12 protein-coding genes are annotated in these 14,340 nt (G+C 46.3%); all 12 read left to right on the plus strand.

Annotated elements, in window-relative coordinates:
* Positions 1 to 228: 228 nt before the first annotated feature.
* The 12 genes from E2491_RS11555 to E2491_RS11610 all read left to right on the plus strand — a co-directional run bounded on the left by E2491_RS11555 (position 229) and on the right by E2491_RS11610 (position 14,337).
* Positions 229 to 1,257: a YecA family protein gene (locus tag E2491_RS11555; protein ID WP_134375807.1), complete on the plus strand. Its 1,029-nt coding sequence runs from the start codon at positions 229 to 231 to the stop codon at positions 1,255 to 1,257.
* A gap of 241 nt (positions 1,258 to 1,498) precedes the next feature.
* Positions 1,499 to 3,109, plus strand: a complete 1,611-nt coding sequence (gene ggt, locus E2491_RS11560) for a gamma-glutamyltransferase (protein WP_134375808.1) — start codon at positions 1,499 to 1,501, stop codon at positions 3,107 to 3,109.
* Positions 3,110 to 3,139: 30 nt separating this feature from the next.
* Positions 3,140 to 3,667, plus strand: coding sequence for a chromate transporter (locus E2491_RS11565; RefSeq protein WP_134375962.1), 528 nt, complete (start codon positions 3,140 to 3,142; stop codon positions 3,665 to 3,667).
* A complete protein-coding gene (locus E2491_RS11570) occupies positions 3,664 to 4,194 on the plus strand; it encodes a chromate transporter (RefSeq protein ID WP_134375809.1) in 531 nt (176 codons plus the stop codon). The genes E2491_RS11565 and E2491_RS11570 overlap by 4 nt, the downstream gene beginning before the upstream one ends.
* A 36-nt stretch (positions 4,195 to 4,230) precedes the next feature.
* Positions 4,231 to 5,058 carry a DUF1028 domain-containing protein gene (locus tag E2491_RS11575; RefSeq protein WP_134375810.1) on the plus strand — a complete coding sequence of 276 codons (828 nt, stop codon included), beginning with the start codon at positions 4,231 to 4,233 and terminating at the stop codon, positions 5,056 to 5,058.
* A 529-nt stretch (positions 5,059 to 5,587) separates the two neighbouring features.
* Positions 5,588 to 8,101, plus strand: a complete 2,514-nt coding sequence (gene secA, locus E2491_RS11580; protein WP_134375811.1) for a preprotein translocase subunit SecA — start codon at positions 5,588 to 5,590, stop codon at positions 8,099 to 8,101.
* A gap of 83 nt (positions 8,102 to 8,184) precedes the next feature.
* A protein-coding gene (gene prfB / locus E2491_RS11585) for a peptide chain release factor 2 (RefSeq protein ID WP_134375812.1) occupies positions 8,185 to 9,289 on the plus strand; the annotation gives its coding sequence in 2 pieces (ribosomal slippage) (positions 8,185 to 8,256 and positions 8,258 to 9,289; 1,104 coding nt in all).
* 546 nt (positions 9,290 to 9,835) lie between these two features.
* Positions 9,836 to 10,705 (plus strand): YitT family protein, encoded by an 870-nt coding sequence (locus tag E2491_RS11590; RefSeq protein WP_134375813.1) that lies wholly within the window; start codon positions 9,836 to 9,838, stop codon positions 10,703 to 10,705.
* A gap of 77 nt (positions 10,706 to 10,782) precedes the next feature.
* The gene (gene cccB / locus E2491_RS11595; protein WP_134375814.1) at positions 10,783 to 11,112 is read left to right on the plus strand and encodes a cytochrome c551; all 330 of its coding nucleotides are present in this window, start codon (positions 10,783 to 10,785) and stop codon (positions 11,110 to 11,112) included.
* A gap of 268 nt (positions 11,113 to 11,380) precedes the next feature.
* Positions 11,381 to 12,067: a cell division ATP-binding protein FtsE gene (ftsE, locus tag E2491_RS11600; RefSeq protein ID WP_134375815.1), complete on the plus strand. Its 687-nt coding sequence runs from the start codon at positions 11,381 to 11,383 to the stop codon at positions 12,065 to 12,067.
* Positions 12,057 to 12,941 (plus strand): permease-like cell division protein FtsX, encoded by an 885-nt coding sequence (gene ftsX, locus E2491_RS11605; RefSeq protein ID WP_134375816.1) that lies wholly within the window; start codon positions 12,057 to 12,059, stop codon positions 12,939 to 12,941. Before ftsE ends, ftsX begins: the two co-directional genes overlap by 11 nt.
* Before the next feature lie 40 nt (positions 12,942 to 12,981).
* Positions 12,982 to 14,337: a murein hydrolase activator EnvC family protein gene (locus tag E2491_RS11610; protein ID WP_244093945.1), complete on the plus strand. Its 1,356-nt coding sequence runs from the start codon at positions 12,982 to 12,984 to the stop codon at positions 14,335 to 14,337.
* The last annotated feature ends 3 nt before the right edge of the window (positions 14,338 to 14,340 follow it).

Consider the following 14,340-nt stretch of genomic DNA (forward strand, 5'->3'; position numbering starts at 1 on the left):
TATTGGAAATAAACATCTTCTCAAACCAGAGGACCTTCCACACCCGAAGACTCCTGTGGCGGAAAGGGACAGGTGAAACAGCGTAATGCGAAGCATTAGCTGGTTCACCGCCCGGCCACGGAAAGCGCAGGGTGTGGAAGGTCCGGTCCCCCTATTCAGCATGATTTTTGCCTTTTCCGCTCCGCATGGTACAATAAAGGGTGATTATTTTACAAAGGAAGTGCCGATATGCAAGTAGTTGGACGTAACGAACCGTGCCCGTGCGGCAGCGGTAAAAAATATAAAAAATGCTGTGCATCAAAAAAAGTTGTGAATCTCCAAACCCTCCTTGTCAACGAACAAATGGATCTGCAGCTGGCTTTTTTAAATGAAGGTAAAGCACCAAATCCACAGAACAACAAGGATTCTTACCAGTACATTCTTGAAGAAACGCAGGATGTGTTTGGTGAGCCGCAATTTTTAACCGTTTATTTAACATACTTATTTGGCTTAAGAGAAACGCCTTCTCACTGGGATGCTTTTCTGGATGAACGTATTCCACAAATGGAAAGACCCCGCATGAAGGAGCTCGCTTCAGAATGGAGAGAGCCTGTTTCTGTGCTGGCTGACGTTGGTGAAATGGATGAAGCAACCCGTGAGGTCCAGATGACGGATCTGCTTGATGGAACGGTGTATGATGTGATCATTCCGGAATTCCACTCATGGGCATCGATCGATTTTCTATTCACGTATCTGCTCCCACTTGAGGATAAATGGGTGCCGTATGGCTTCATGTTCCCGTCTGTTTATACGAAGGATGAAAAATCAACGCTCGTAAACCGTTTACAAGTGTTGAATCGCGATGAATTACTGACTGATGAAGGTATCGTTTCTGTGATCACAGCGCTTGTCGGCCGTGATGAAGCGGATGGTGAGGACTGGTTTGCGGGAATGCTTGCGGATCATGAAGAGAATGAAGACCAGCAAAGCGCACTGCATGAAATGAAAGCATACTGGGATGGACAGGGAGATGACTCACTTCCACTATTTGCGTGTCATTTAGCAGCGGATTATTTTGCAGAACACGGAGAGAAAATCCGCAAACCGCAAACCTATCTGGCTGCGATTTCCTACCTCATGTCACAGCACGCAACCGATACACCACTGACCCAAAAAGAAGCCGGTGAAGCCTTTGACGTAACCGCTTCAAGCGTATCATCCGCTGTGAGAAAAATTGAAGACTGGTTTAAGGAAGAATTGAGTGAGTTCAAGAAATAAGAGTGAGAGCACATGGCTGAGGCTGTGTGCTTTTTCTAATGGGGGACGGAGCGGCTGTTCTTTTTTCTGAGCTATGTCCCTCATTCATTAAAAAGAACCAGGGGCTCCGTCCCCGTGTTCCTGTCAGGCTGGAGCGCAGTGCTCCACCTCCTGGCAATCGCTGTCTGGAATTTTCTCAACATTTCAACTATAATGGACGGGTGATGTTTTTCGGAATTCGAAATAAAGGAGTGTTGAGTATATGAATCAGGATTTTTTGTATCATCCGTTTGCGTCTCAGCGTAATACGGTGTTTGCGAAGCGTGGGATGGTGGCGACGTCTCAGCCGCTTGCTGCTCAGGCGGGTCTTGAGATTTTGCAGAAGGGTGGAAATGCGATTGATGCGGCGATTGCGACTGCTGCGGCGTTAACCGTTGTAGAGCCAACGTCTAATGGGATTGGCGGGGATGCGTTTGCGCTTGTCTGGACGAAGGGGAAGCTGCATGGTTTAAACGCTAGTGGACCGGCGCCGAAGTCCATTTCTATTGAAAAGCTGAAGGAAAAAGGGCATGATAAAATGCCGGTGTTTGGTGTTGAGCCTGTGACGGTGCCGGGTGTTCCTGCAGCGTGGGCAGAGCTGTCTGAAAAACACGGCAAGCTTTCATTTGAGGAGCTGCTGCAGCCGGCGATTCGTTTAGCTGAAGAGGGGTATCCGGTTTCACCGATCCTCGGAAAGTATTGGAAGCTTGCGGCGAAGAAGTTTCAGGAGATTTTTAAGGATGACGTTTATAAGCCGTGGTTTGATACGTTTACTCCTGACGGCAAGATTCCTGAAATCGGTGAGATGTGGGCATCAAAAGGTCATGCTGATACGTTAAAGGAAATTGCTGAAACGAAGGCTGAGAGCTTTTACCGCGGGGCGCTTGCTGAAAAGATTGATACATATATGAAGGAACATGGCGGTTATTTAGCGAAAGAGGATTTGGCCGCTTTTGCACCCGAATGGGTTGAGCCGGTTTCTGCGAATTACCGCGGTTATGATGTGTGGGAAATTCCGCCGAACGGTCAGGGAATGATTGCCCTGATGGCGCTCAATATTGCAAAAGGCTTTGAGTTTAATGAGTTCCAGAGCGCGGACAGTTATCATAAGCAGATTGAGGCGATGAAGCTTGCATTTACAGATGGAAAAGCGTTTATTACAGAGCCTGAGGATATGCCGATTTCTGCTGAGGAATTGCTATCTGACGGTTACGCTGAGAAGCGGCGCGGACTGATCGGTGACGAGGCACTGAATCCTGAGCCGATGGAGCTTCCGAAAGGCGGGACGGTTTACTTAGCGGCTGCGGATGATGAAGGCAATATGATTTCCTATATTCAGAGTAATTATATGGGCTTTGGATCGGGTGTGGTTATTCCGGGTACGGGGATTGCGCTTCAGAACCGTGGGCATGATTTCAGCCTGGACCCTGAACATCCGAATGCACTGAAGCCTGGTAAAAGGACGTATCATACGATTATTCCGGGCTTTTTAACGAAGGATGGAGAGCCGGTTGGACCGTTTGGTGTGATGGGTGGCTATATGCAGCCGCAGGGACATTTCCAGGTGGCGGTCAATACGATTGATTTTCATTTAAATCCTCAGGCGGCACTTGATGCGCCGAGATGGCAGTGGATCAATGGAAAAACGGTTCACGTTGAGCCGCATTTTCCAAATCATTTAGCGCAGGCTCTTGTGCGCAAGGGACATACGATACAGGTAACGACAGACGGCGGATCGTTTGGCCGTGGTCAGATTATCTGGCGTGATCCGAAAACAGGTGTGCTTCGCGGGGGAACGGAATCCCGCACAGATGGACATATTGCAGCGTGGTGATGAAAAGTGAGTAAACAAAGTGGATTATTTATGGCGTTTTTCAGGGTGGGGATCTTCGGTTTTGGTGGAGGTCCTTCCTCGATACCGCTCGTTCATAAAGAAGTGGTGGAGCAGTATAAATGGATGAGTGATGAAGAATTTTCAGATGTGCTGGCGCTCGGTAATGCAATGCCGGGACCGATTGCAACAAAGATGGCGGGCTATATCGGGTATCGTGTAGGTGGCGTTGCCGGGATGATCAATGCGGTTCTGGCAACGACCATTCCAACGGTTGTCGCCATGATTTTTTTGCTGACTGTGTTAAATGCATACCGGGATGTAGCCTGGGTAAACGGGATGGCGGCTGCGGTTGTACCGGTTGTCGGGGTGATGCTTGCTGTGCTGACGTGGGATTTTGTGAAAAAGTCCAAAGGTGCGCTCGGCTGGGGCCTGGCGATTGTGATGATCGCGGGAAGCCTTGTGCTGCTTGAAGTACTTGGTGTACATCCGGCAATTGTGATTCTGGCGATTTTACTTTATGCCCTTCTTTTCGGCGGGAAGACAGGTGCGAAGGCATGATTTACTGGGAAATCTTTTTAGCATTTTTTATTCCGGGGATATTGGGTTATGGCGGCGGACCGGCTTCGATTCCGCTTGTTGAAAATGAAGTGGTGGACCGATATGGCTGGATGACGACACAGGAATTTTCAGAGGTGCTTGCGCTCGGAAATTCACTGCCGGGTCCGATCGCCACAAAAATGGCCGGATATATCGGTTATGCGGAAGGTGGCATTTTAGGTGCAGGTGTTGCGCTGTTTGCAACGGTTGCGCCGTCACTGATTTTAATGGTTGTACTATTAGGCCTTATTATGAAATATAAGGACTCACCGCGTGTGAAAAAAATGTCTACGCTTGTTCGCCCGACGATTGCGGTACTGCTGGGCGTGATGACGTGGGGATTTTTCGCAGATGCGATTGAGGCAAGCGGAACGGTTCAGACGGTTGTACTCGCTGTAATCAGCTTTGTGCTGCTTGAACGGTTTAAAGTTCATCCGGCTTTTGTGATCGCCGGAGCGCTGGTTTATGGAGCGGTTTTCTTAGGGTAAACAAAGAAAAAAGTTCATTTAGAGGGAGTGTTGACGATGACGTATTCCATTGTTGCCTATGATCCGGTTGAAAAAGAGTGGGGTGTGGCGACGCAGTCGAAGTTTCTCGCAGTTGGCGCCGTTGTGCCGCATGCTGTGGCAGGTGTCGGTGCGGTAGCGACCCAGTCTTATGCCAATACTGCGTATGGACCTGAGGCGATGACGTACATAATGGCTGGTAAAAATGCAGAGGAAACCATTAAGCTGTTGACTGATGAAGATGAAGAGCGCGATTTTCGTCAGGTTGGAATTATTGACAGCCAGGGCAACCCTGCAACCTTTACAGGATCAAGATGTTACGACTGGGCAGGCGGTGTGACCGGCAAAAACTACGCTGTCCAGGGGAATATTCTCGTGGAAGGAACCGTCGAAGCGATGGCCAGAGCGTTTGAAAATGCAGAAGGTACGCTTGCTGAACGGATGCTTGCTTCCCTTGCAGCCGGTCAGGCAGCAGGAGGAGATTCCCGCGGTCAGCAATCCGCCGCACTTTTAGTCGTGAAGGATAAAGGCGGTTATGGTGGCTATAACGACCGCTACATCGATCTACGTGTGGATGACCACGCCACACCGGTTGATGAACTGATCCGCATTTACCGCATGCACCAGCTTTATTTTGCGAAAGCGAAGAAAGAATTCGTGGCGAAAGTTGAGGGTGAAGTCGAGCGAAAACTTGAGCTGCAGCTCGCACGCCACGGCTACTTAAAAGACGGTATGTCCATCCACCAGGCGCTGCGCAACTACCTCCACACCGAAAACTTCGAAATGCGCGAGCAGGCTGAAGGCTACGTGGATATGGAAGTTGTGGAGTATATGGAGAGAAGTTAGAGATGAAACCGAATCCTTAAGGGGTTCGGTTTTTTTAAATGGTTAAAAGGCAAAATATCATGCGAGGTCCACAAAATACAGCCCGAGGTCCGCAAAATAGTCGGGAAAGTCTATCTAATTAGAGCACACCCCCTCAAAATACCCATACTACAGTGAAAAATCACAAGCGCAGCGTCCGTTTAAGCAGGTTTTGAGTAACCTGAGAGCATCCAGTGCCCCCGGTCTGCGCCGGGAGTATACAAAATGAGGAGCGAGGTCCACACAATAAAGACCGAGGTCCACACAATAAAGACCAAGGTACGCAAAATAACCAGGAAAGTCGATCTAATCGCACATCCTCTCCGCACAGTCCCCATCACCAAAATAACCCACACTCATCCCCCCTTTTCTTGTATCCCTTCTTATGTAATGGTAAGATAAGTACGTATATTTATATGTTTAATGATCGCAAAGCAGGGGAATAAAATGTTCCGCTGATTTTGATAAGGAAGGATGGCGCAGGCTGTCCGTTAAATAAAGGAGCGTTAACATGCTTGGAATTTTAAACAAGGTGTTTGATGGGAATAAGCGTGATGTGAAACGGTTTGAGAAGACGGCTGAGCAGGTTGAGGCTGCAGCGGTTGAGATGGATAAGCTGACGGATGATCAGCTTCGTGCAAAAACAGACGAATTCAAAGCGCGTTATGAAAAAGGCGAATCCACTGATGATTTAATGGTTGAAGCATTTGCGGTCGTGAAGGTAGGAGCGAAACGTGTGCTTGGCCTGGATCCTTACCGCGTGCAGATCATGGGTGCGGCTGCACTTCATGAAGGTAATATTTCCGAGATGAAAACCGGGGAAGGTAAAACACTTACTTCCACCATGCCGGTTTATTTAAATGCACTGACTGGAAAAGGTGTTCACGTTGTAACGGTCAACGAATACCTGGCCAGCCGTGATGCTGAGGAAATGGGTCAGCTGTATCAGTTTCTTGGACTGACAGTTGGATTAAACCTGAACAGTATGGATAAGGATCAGAAGCGTGAAGCGTATGCGGCTGATATCACATACAGCACAAATAATGAACTTGGATTTGACTATCTTCGTGATAACATGGTGCTTTATAAGGAGCAGCGCGTTCAGCGTCCGCTTCATTTTGCCGTGATTGATGAAGTTGACTCGATTTTAATTGATGAGGCGCGTACACCGTTAATCATTTCGGGTCAGGCACAGAAAAATACACAGCTTTACATTCAGACGAATGCATTTGTACGTAATCTGCGTCCTGAAGAAGATTTTACCTACGATGAGAAGACGAAGGGCGTTCAGCTGACGGAGGAAGGGATTACGAAAGCGGAAAAAGCTTTCCGTATTGAGAATCTGTATGATTATGCTCATGTAACCTTGAATCATCATATTACCCAGTCACTAAAAGCGCATGCGTCAATGAAAGCTGACGTAGATTATGTAGTAGAAGAAGGCAAAGTTGTCATCGTTGACCAGTTCACCGGTCGTTTAATGAAAGGCCGCCGCTACAGTGACGGGCTTCACCAGGCGATTGAGGCGAAGGAAGGTCTTGAGATTCAAAACGAATCAATGACGATGGCTTCGATCACATTCCAGAACTACTTCCGTATGTATGAAAAGCTGTCCGGTATGACAGGTACAGCAAAAACGGAAGAAGAGGAATTCCGCAACATTTACAACATGCGCGTCATTGTCATTCCGACGAATCGCGACATTGTCCGTGATGATAAAGCAGATCTCATTTATGCGTCAATTAAAGGGAAGTATGCCGCTGCGGTGGAGGATATTGCCGCGCGTCATGAAAAGGGCCAGCCGGTTCTTGTCGGTACAGTGGCGATTGAAACGTCTGAAATCATTGCTAATGAACTGAAGAAAAAGGGCATTCCGCACAACGTTCTTAATGCGAAAAACCATGGTCGTGAGGCGGAGATTATCGCGGATGCCGGTAAACGCGGTGCCGTGACGATCGCAACTAACATGGCCGGTCGTGGTACGGATATCAAGCTTGGCGATGGTGTGAAGGAAATTGGCGGACTTGCGGTAATCGGTACAGAGCGTCATGAATCGCGCCGTATTGATAACCAGCTCCGCGGACGTTCAGGCCGTCAGGGAGATCCGGGTGTGACGCAGTTCTACCTTTCAATGGAAGATGATCTGATGCGCCGATTTGGATCAGACAATATGAAAAACATGATGACCCGTCTTGGTATGGATGATTCCCAGCCGATTCAGAGTAAAATGGTCACGCGTGCTGTTGAATCAGCGCAAAAGCGTGTTGAGGGTAATAACTTTGATGCACGTAAGCAGCTTCTTGAGTATGACGATGTTCTTCGTCAGCAGCGTGAGGTCATTTACGCTGACCGTAACGAGGTGCTTGATTCAGACAGCCTTCGCGGTATCATTGAAAAGATGATCGAGTCTACGGTTTACGGTGCCGTTGATGCCCATGCACCGATGGTTGAAGAGAGAGCGAAATGGGATCTGACAGGTCTTGAGCACTTTATTTTCGCAAACCTTCTGCCTGAAGGTGAAATTAAGGCGGCAGACCTCGAAGGTAAATCGAATGACGAGATGAAGTCGTTTATCCTTGATAAAGTCATGGCGCGTTATGATGCGCGTGAGGAAGAGCTTGCCGAAAGAATGCGTGAGTTCGAAAAGGTTGTTCTTCTGCGTTCACTTGATTCGAAATGGATCGACCATATTGATGCCATGGATCAGCTTCGTCAGGGTATCCATCTGCGTGCGTATGGTCAGATTAATCCCCTTCGTGAATATCAGAATGAAGGATTCGCCATGTTTGAAACGATGCAACAGACTGTAAATGAAGAAGTAACGAAGTATATTATGAAGGCGGAAATCCGCAGTAACCTTGAGCGTCAGGAAGTCGCGAAAGGGCAGGCCGTTAATCCAAAAGAAGAAGGCGCAGCGAAAAAGAAGCCTGCACCGGTCCGTCGTGAAAATACCGTAGGACGTAATGATCCTTGTCCTTGCGGAAGCGGCAAAAAGTTTAAAAACTGTCACGGTGCCATTCAATAATTGATTGCCAAAGTCCCGTACTTTTTCAGGTGCGGGACTTTCACAGGCATATACAAAATAGAAAATAAAGGTGGACTTTTAACATGGAATTATCAGATGTAAGAAACGAGCTCGAAAAAACAGCCAGCGTTCTGGCGGACTTCAGGGGGTCTCTTTGACTTAGAAAACAAAGAGGCACGACTTGCAGAAATTGATGAACTGATGGTTGAACCTGATTTCTGGGATGACCAGCAAAAAGCGCAGGGCATTATCAGTGAACAGAATGGGTTAAAAGATGTTGTAGTCGGCTACCATAACCTCGTGGACACGCAGGAAAATCTGGAGTTAACGCTTGAGCTGCTTCGTGAAGAGCCGGATGAGGATATGAAGGCTGAGCTTGTAACAGAGCTGAAGGAATTCAGACAGACGCTTGATGAGTTTGAGCTGCAGCTTCTGTTAAGTGAGCCATACGATAAAAACAATGCCATCCTTGAGCTTCACCCGGGTGCCGGTGGGACTGAGTCGCAGGACTGGGGCTCTATGCTTCTGCGTATGTATCAGCGCTGGGGCGAAAAGCGCGGCTTTAAGGTGGAAACGCTGGATTATCTTCCAGGAGACGAAGCCGGTATTAAATCCGTAACACTTTTATTTAAAGGGCACAACGCATACGGCTACCTGAAGGCTGAAAAAGGTGTACACCGTCTCGTGCGTATTTCACCGTTTGATTCATCTGGCCGCCGACATACATCATTTGTGTCTTGCGACATCATGCCGGAATTTAATGATGAAATTGAAATCGAAATCCGCACTGAAGATCTGAAAATCGATACGTACCGTGCAAGCGGCGCCGGCGGTCAGCACATTAATACGACCGATTCAGCGGTCCGGATCACGCACATTCCAACCGGCTCTGTTGTATCGTGTCAGTCTGAACGCTCACAGATTAAAAACCGCGACCAGGCGATGAAGATGCTGAAAGCCAAGCTTTATCAGCTGAAAATCGAGGAGCAGGAGCAAAAACTTGCGGATATTCGCGGTGAGCAAAAAGAGATCGGATGGGGAAGTCAGATCCGCTCTTACGTTTTCCACCCTTACTCTATGGTGAAGGATCACCGTACAAGTACGGAATCAGGAAACGTGCAGGGTGTGATGGACGGCGATCTTGATCCGTTTATTAATGCTTATCTCCGTTCGAAGATTACGAATTAATTGTTTTGATGAGGGAGTCCAATTTGATTGGGCTCTTTTATAATCGTGCCGGGTCATTCCTTCGCTTTCCGCGGCCGCGCGGTTAGCCACCTTGCGCTCCGCGCTACGCTGTCTCACCTGTCGCTTCTCTGCCGCAGGAGTCTACGGAATGACCCGGCACTTATTATGTGATACTCCCTTATGTATTTTTAAATGACAATACTAAAATAGAATAAAATCAAAGAGCAGAACCTGTTTAATTTCAGGAGAACGTTAATGAAGGTAGTGTTCTTGTCGAAAACCAATCAACTTCTGTTGAAGGCATTCCAGCCAATAATGTTAACGTCGATAGGAGATTTGATTTCGCTTATAGACAATTTGTTTCTATTTATCTCATAAATAAAAGTGTCAATACACCTCCAGCACCCCACCCTCAAACACCCACTTCTATCTCTTTATACAATCCTTTACCACACTAACGCTCTATCCTGACAGCATTCACACGGGCGGGACTTCGTGCTATACTCCAAAACGTTGTCGAACGTGTGAAGAAAGGATGAACGATTGATGAAAAAACGTAATCGTGGGGTACAAAAAGCGTCTGGAAAATGGCCGGTTGTGCTCGATTTTGTGTATATTTTAGTTGGGGCGTTTTTTGTTGCAGTGGCGTTTAACGTGTTTCTGTTGCCGAATAATGTGGCATCAGGCGGTGTGAGCGGGATCAGTACGATCTTAAATGGAGTGTTTGACTGGCGGCCTGCTTATGTTCAGTATGCTTTTAATATTCCTTTATTTATAGCGGGGTTAATCTTTCTTGGCGTACAGTTTGGATTGAAAACGGCAGTCGGCACAGTTGTGCTTCCTTTTTACGTGCTGCTGACTGAAAATTGGGAGCCATGGACAGAGGATCCGCTGCTCGGCGCATTGTTCGGCGGGATTGGTGTTGGAATAGGTTTAGGAATTGTTTTTCGAGGTAAAGCATCTACAGGTGGGACAGACCTTGCCGCACAGATTATACATAAATACAGCGGGTTAGGTCTTGGCACGTGTGTTGCGATGATTGACGGCATGATTGTACTTGCCGCCGCACTTGTTTTTGAAATTGAAGCAGGGTTGTATGCATTGATCGGTCTTTATGTGACGAGCAAAACGATTGATCTCGTTCAGGTCGGGTTAAACCGTTCGAAAATGGTGCATATTATTACCAACCGCCAGGAAGAAATCAGTCAGGCTATTTTTGAGGAAGTGGATCGCGGTGTAACAAAGCTGTCAGCGTACGGCGGTTATACGGATCATGAGCGTCCGATTTTGATGTGTGTGATTGATCAGACAGAATTTACAAGATTGAAAAATGTAGTTAAAAAGATCGATCCGAAAGCATTTGTCATTGTCAATGATGCGTCCGAAGTCCTTGGCGAGGGTTTTAAAAGGGAATAAAAAGTTATTTTGGAAAAAGAACGATTCACTTTCATTTATATAAAAGAAAGTGAATAATTGAAGAATGAGGTGAAGAAATGAAGAAATGGTGGTTAGCATTAGCAGCAGGTTCTGTTCTCGTACTCGGTGCGTGTGGCGGAGGAGAAGAAACAACTGATAGCGGATCAGGCGAACAGGCGTCATCCGGTGAACTGGACCCGCGTGAAGTGTATGTTGGGAACTGTTCAGGCTGTCACGGTGATAATCTGGAAGGTGGAAGCGGTCCAAACCTGGAAGATGTCGGATCTCGCTACAGTTATGACGAAATTTTGGACATTATTCAGAATGGTAAAGGCCGTATGCCTGGCAATCTGATCGAAGGTGAAGAGGCAGAAGTTGTCGCACAATGGCTTTCTGAACAGCAATAAGGATGGAAAATAAAAGAGTCTTTTGCCTAAATTGGTAAAAGATTCTTTTTTTGTTGCAGTTAAGAAATATAAATGTAATATAAATATCGTTAACAAAAATTCTTAGAATGATATAATACTCTTGTGCCAAAAATTCGAGCTATTTTGTCCATGTTAGACAGATAGCTATTTATTCCTATAAAATACAAGGATTGGCGCTGTCGAATTGAATCTGCAGCCAGGCGACTATCATCATAGAATGAAATACAGCGATAAGGTGAGTAATGATATGATCGAGATGAAAGAGGTTTACAAGAAATACCCGAACGGCATCATGGCTGCAAATGGGTTTGATGTTAAGATTCAACCCGGCGAATTTGTCTATGTTGTCGGACCATCCGGAGCTGGTAAATCAACATTTATTAAAATGATGTACCGCGAAGAAAAGCCGACAAAGGGTACCATTTCCGTTAATGGAATTGATATTGGCAGCTTAAAAAATAAGCGTGTGCCTTATTTAAGAAGAAACATCGGTGTGGTGTTTCAGGATTTTAAGCTTTTAAGTAAGCTTACGGTTTATGAAAATGTCGCATTTGCCTTAGAAGTAATTGAGGAACAGCCAAAGGTAATCAAGGAGAAGGTTATGGAAGTCCTTTCCCTTGTTGGGTTGAAACACAAAGCCCGCATGATGCCCGATGAGCTTTCCGGAGGAGAACAGCAGCGCGTATCGATTGCAAGGTCCATCGTTAACACTCCAAAAGTGGTGATTGCCGATGAGCCAACTGGAAATCTTGATCCGGAGACGTCATGGGAAATTATGAACCTTTTCGAAGAAATTAATTCGAGAGGTACGACGATAATAATGGCTACGCATAACCGCGAAATAGTCAACACGATCCGTCACAGAGTACTGGCCATCGAAAACGGTGTCATTGTACGTGATGAACAGCGGGGGGACTACGGTTATGAAAACTAGAACATTATCAAGACACTTCAGAGAGAGCTTTAAAAGCCTCGCACGGAACGGCTGGATGACTTTTGCATCTATCAGTGCCGTTACCGTTACACTATTGTTAGTCGGTGTATTCACTGCGCTTATGTTAAATATGAACAAAGCAGCAGATGATATAGAAAATGATGTAGAAATGAATGTGTATGTTGAACTTGAAGCTGATGAAACAGCTATCGCTTCACTTGAACAGCAGATGGATGAATTATCGGGTGTCGAATCGATTACCTTTTCATCTAAGGAAGAAGAGCTTTCAAGCCTTGTAAGCAGTTTTGGTGAAGACATGGCACTGTTCGAACAGAACAATCCGCTACGTGACAAATTTGTTGTCAAAGCAGTCGATCCGAGACAGACTGAGCGTCTGGCCTCACAGATCGAAAATTTTGATAACACATACAGTGTCGAGTACGGAGAAGGAAAAATCGATCAGCTGTTCAGTGTGCTGGAAGTCAGCCGGAATGTCGGTGCCGTTTTAATCTTCGGTTTACTGTTTACCGCAATGTTCCTGATTTCAAACACAATTAAAATCACGATCATGGCAAGAAAGACGGAAATTGAGATTATGAAACTCGTTGGAGCCTCCAACTGGTTTGTCAGAATTCCATTTATTCTTGAAGGGATCTGGCTGGGCATCATCGGTTCCATTCTTCCGATAACTGCTGTTACACTGCTTTATTACAACGTTACACAGTTTATGGAACCAAGACTGGAAGGTTCATTCATTCAGCTGCTTGAGTTCTCACCATTTATTTATCAAATTAACGCATTAATCCTTCTGATGGGCGTCGTAATTGGCGTATGGGGAAGCTTTATGTCCGTCAGAAAATTCCTGCGCGTTTAAACATAAAAAAAGAGTACTAGATTCGAAGGGAGAACAGATTGTGAAAAAGTCATTCGTCAGTTTGTCATTAGCAACAGCGTTAGTTGTAAGCAGCGTTCCTGCTTTTTCAAATACAGCAAGTGCTGAGTCACTGGATAATTTAAAAGAAGAACGTTCAACAATCGAAAGCCAGCGTGAAGAAATCAGCGGTGAAATTTCAACAACGAATTCACGTATCGAAGAAATCGTAGCGGAGCAGGAAGCTGTTACAGCTCAGATCAAAGAGCTTGACGCTAAAATTGCCAGCACAACAGAACAAATCAACCAGGTTTCAGCAGAAATTGATGAAACAAATGCTCAAATCGCTCAGTTACAAACTGAAATCGAAGAGCTGAAAAAGAAAATTGCTGAGCGTGATGCACTTCTTCAGGAACGTGCACGTGCAATTCAGATTTCAGGTGGATCAGTCAGCTATGTTGACGTACTGCTTGGCGCTGAAAGTTTCGGTGATTTCATCGACCGTTTCACAGCAGTTAACACGCTAGTGGATGCAGATCGTAAAATCATGGAAGAACAGCGTAAAGATAAAGAAACACTTGAGCAAAAAGAAGCTGAAGTTCAGCAGCAACTAGCTGATCTTGAAGCACAAAAAGCGGATCTTGATAATCTGAAAGCTGATCTAGACGGTCAAAAAGCAGATAAAAATGATTTAATGGCAAGCCTTGAGGCAAAACAGGCTGAGCTTGAAGAAGAAAAGTCTAAGCTTCAAGAAAAAGACGGTGAGCTGAAAGAGCTTGCTGCAGATGTTGAAAACCGTATCGTAGCGGAACAGGAACGCCTTGCAGAGCTTGCACGTCAGCGTGAACTTGAGCGCCAGGCAGAGCTTGAAGCACAGCGTAAAGCTGAAGCTGAAAGACAGGCTGCAGCAGCGGCAGCGAGCCAGACTTCAGGTGGTGGATCATCTGCACCAGCTGCAGCGCCGGCACAAACTGCACCAGTAACAGGTGACTGGGTAAGACCGGCATCTGGAAGAACAACTTCAGAGTTTGGTTATGACATTCTTAACGGACAGCCACGTTACCACTACGGTATCGACGTTGCCGCTCCGGTTGGAACGCCAATCGTAGCAGCTGCTGGCGGTTATGTCATTGAAGCATCATCTGGACACAATGGTGGATACGGAAATATGGTAATGATTGCGCACAACATTAACGGACGTCAGTTTACAACTGTTTACGCACACTTGAGCAGTATTTCAGTATCGAATAATCAATATGTCGAAGCCGGCCAGTATATTGGTGGAATGGGTAACACAGGTTATTCTTTCGGTTCTCACCTTCACTTTGAAATTCACGAAGGTGGCTGGAATGGATCTAAATCAAATGCTGTAAACCCTCGTAAATATATCGGATTCTAATAC

Origin of the sequence: Jeotgalibacillus sp. R-1-5s-1 (genome assembly GCF_004405105.1) — a bacterium.
Taxonomy (GTDB): domain Bacteria; phylum Bacillota; class Bacilli; order Bacillales; family Jeotgalibacillaceae; genus Jeotgalibacillus.

Excerpts from the sequence above, each read along its gene's own strand:
- E2491_RS11555 (WP_134375807.1), top strand. The coding sequence starts at position 229 with ATGCAAGTAGTTGGACGTAACGAACCGTGCCCGTGCGGCAGCGGTAAA.
- ggt (WP_134375808.1), top strand. The coding sequence starts at position 1,499 with ATGAATCAGGATTTTTTGTATCATCCGTTTGCGTCTCAGCGTAATACG.
- E2491_RS11565 (WP_134375962.1), top strand. The coding sequence starts at position 3,140 with ATGGCGTTTTTCAGGGTGGGGATCTTCGGTTTTGGTGGAGGTCCTTCC.
- E2491_RS11570 (WP_134375809.1), top strand. The coding sequence starts at position 3,664 with ATGATTTACTGGGAAATCTTTTTAGCATTTTTTATTCCGGGGATATTG.
- E2491_RS11575 (WP_134375810.1), top strand. The coding sequence starts at position 4,231 with ATGACGTATTCCATTGTTGCCTATGATCCGGTTGAAAAAGAGTGGGGT.
- secA (WP_134375811.1), top strand. The coding sequence starts at position 5,588 with ATGCTTGGAATTTTAAACAAGGTGTTTGATGGGAATAAGCGTGATGTG.
- E2491_RS11590 (WP_134375813.1), top strand. The coding sequence starts at position 9,836 with ATGAAAAAACGTAATCGTGGGGTACAAAAAGCGTCTGGAAAATGGCCG.
- cccB (WP_134375814.1), top strand. The coding sequence starts at position 10,783 with ATGAAGAAATGGTGGTTAGCATTAGCAGCAGGTTCTGTTCTCGTACTC.
- ftsE (WP_134375815.1), top strand. The coding sequence starts at position 11,381 with ATGATCGAGATGAAAGAGGTTTACAAGAAATACCCGAACGGCATCATG.
- ftsX (WP_134375816.1), top strand. The coding sequence starts at position 12,057 with ATGAAAACTAGAACATTATCAAGACACTTCAGAGAGAGCTTTAAAAGC.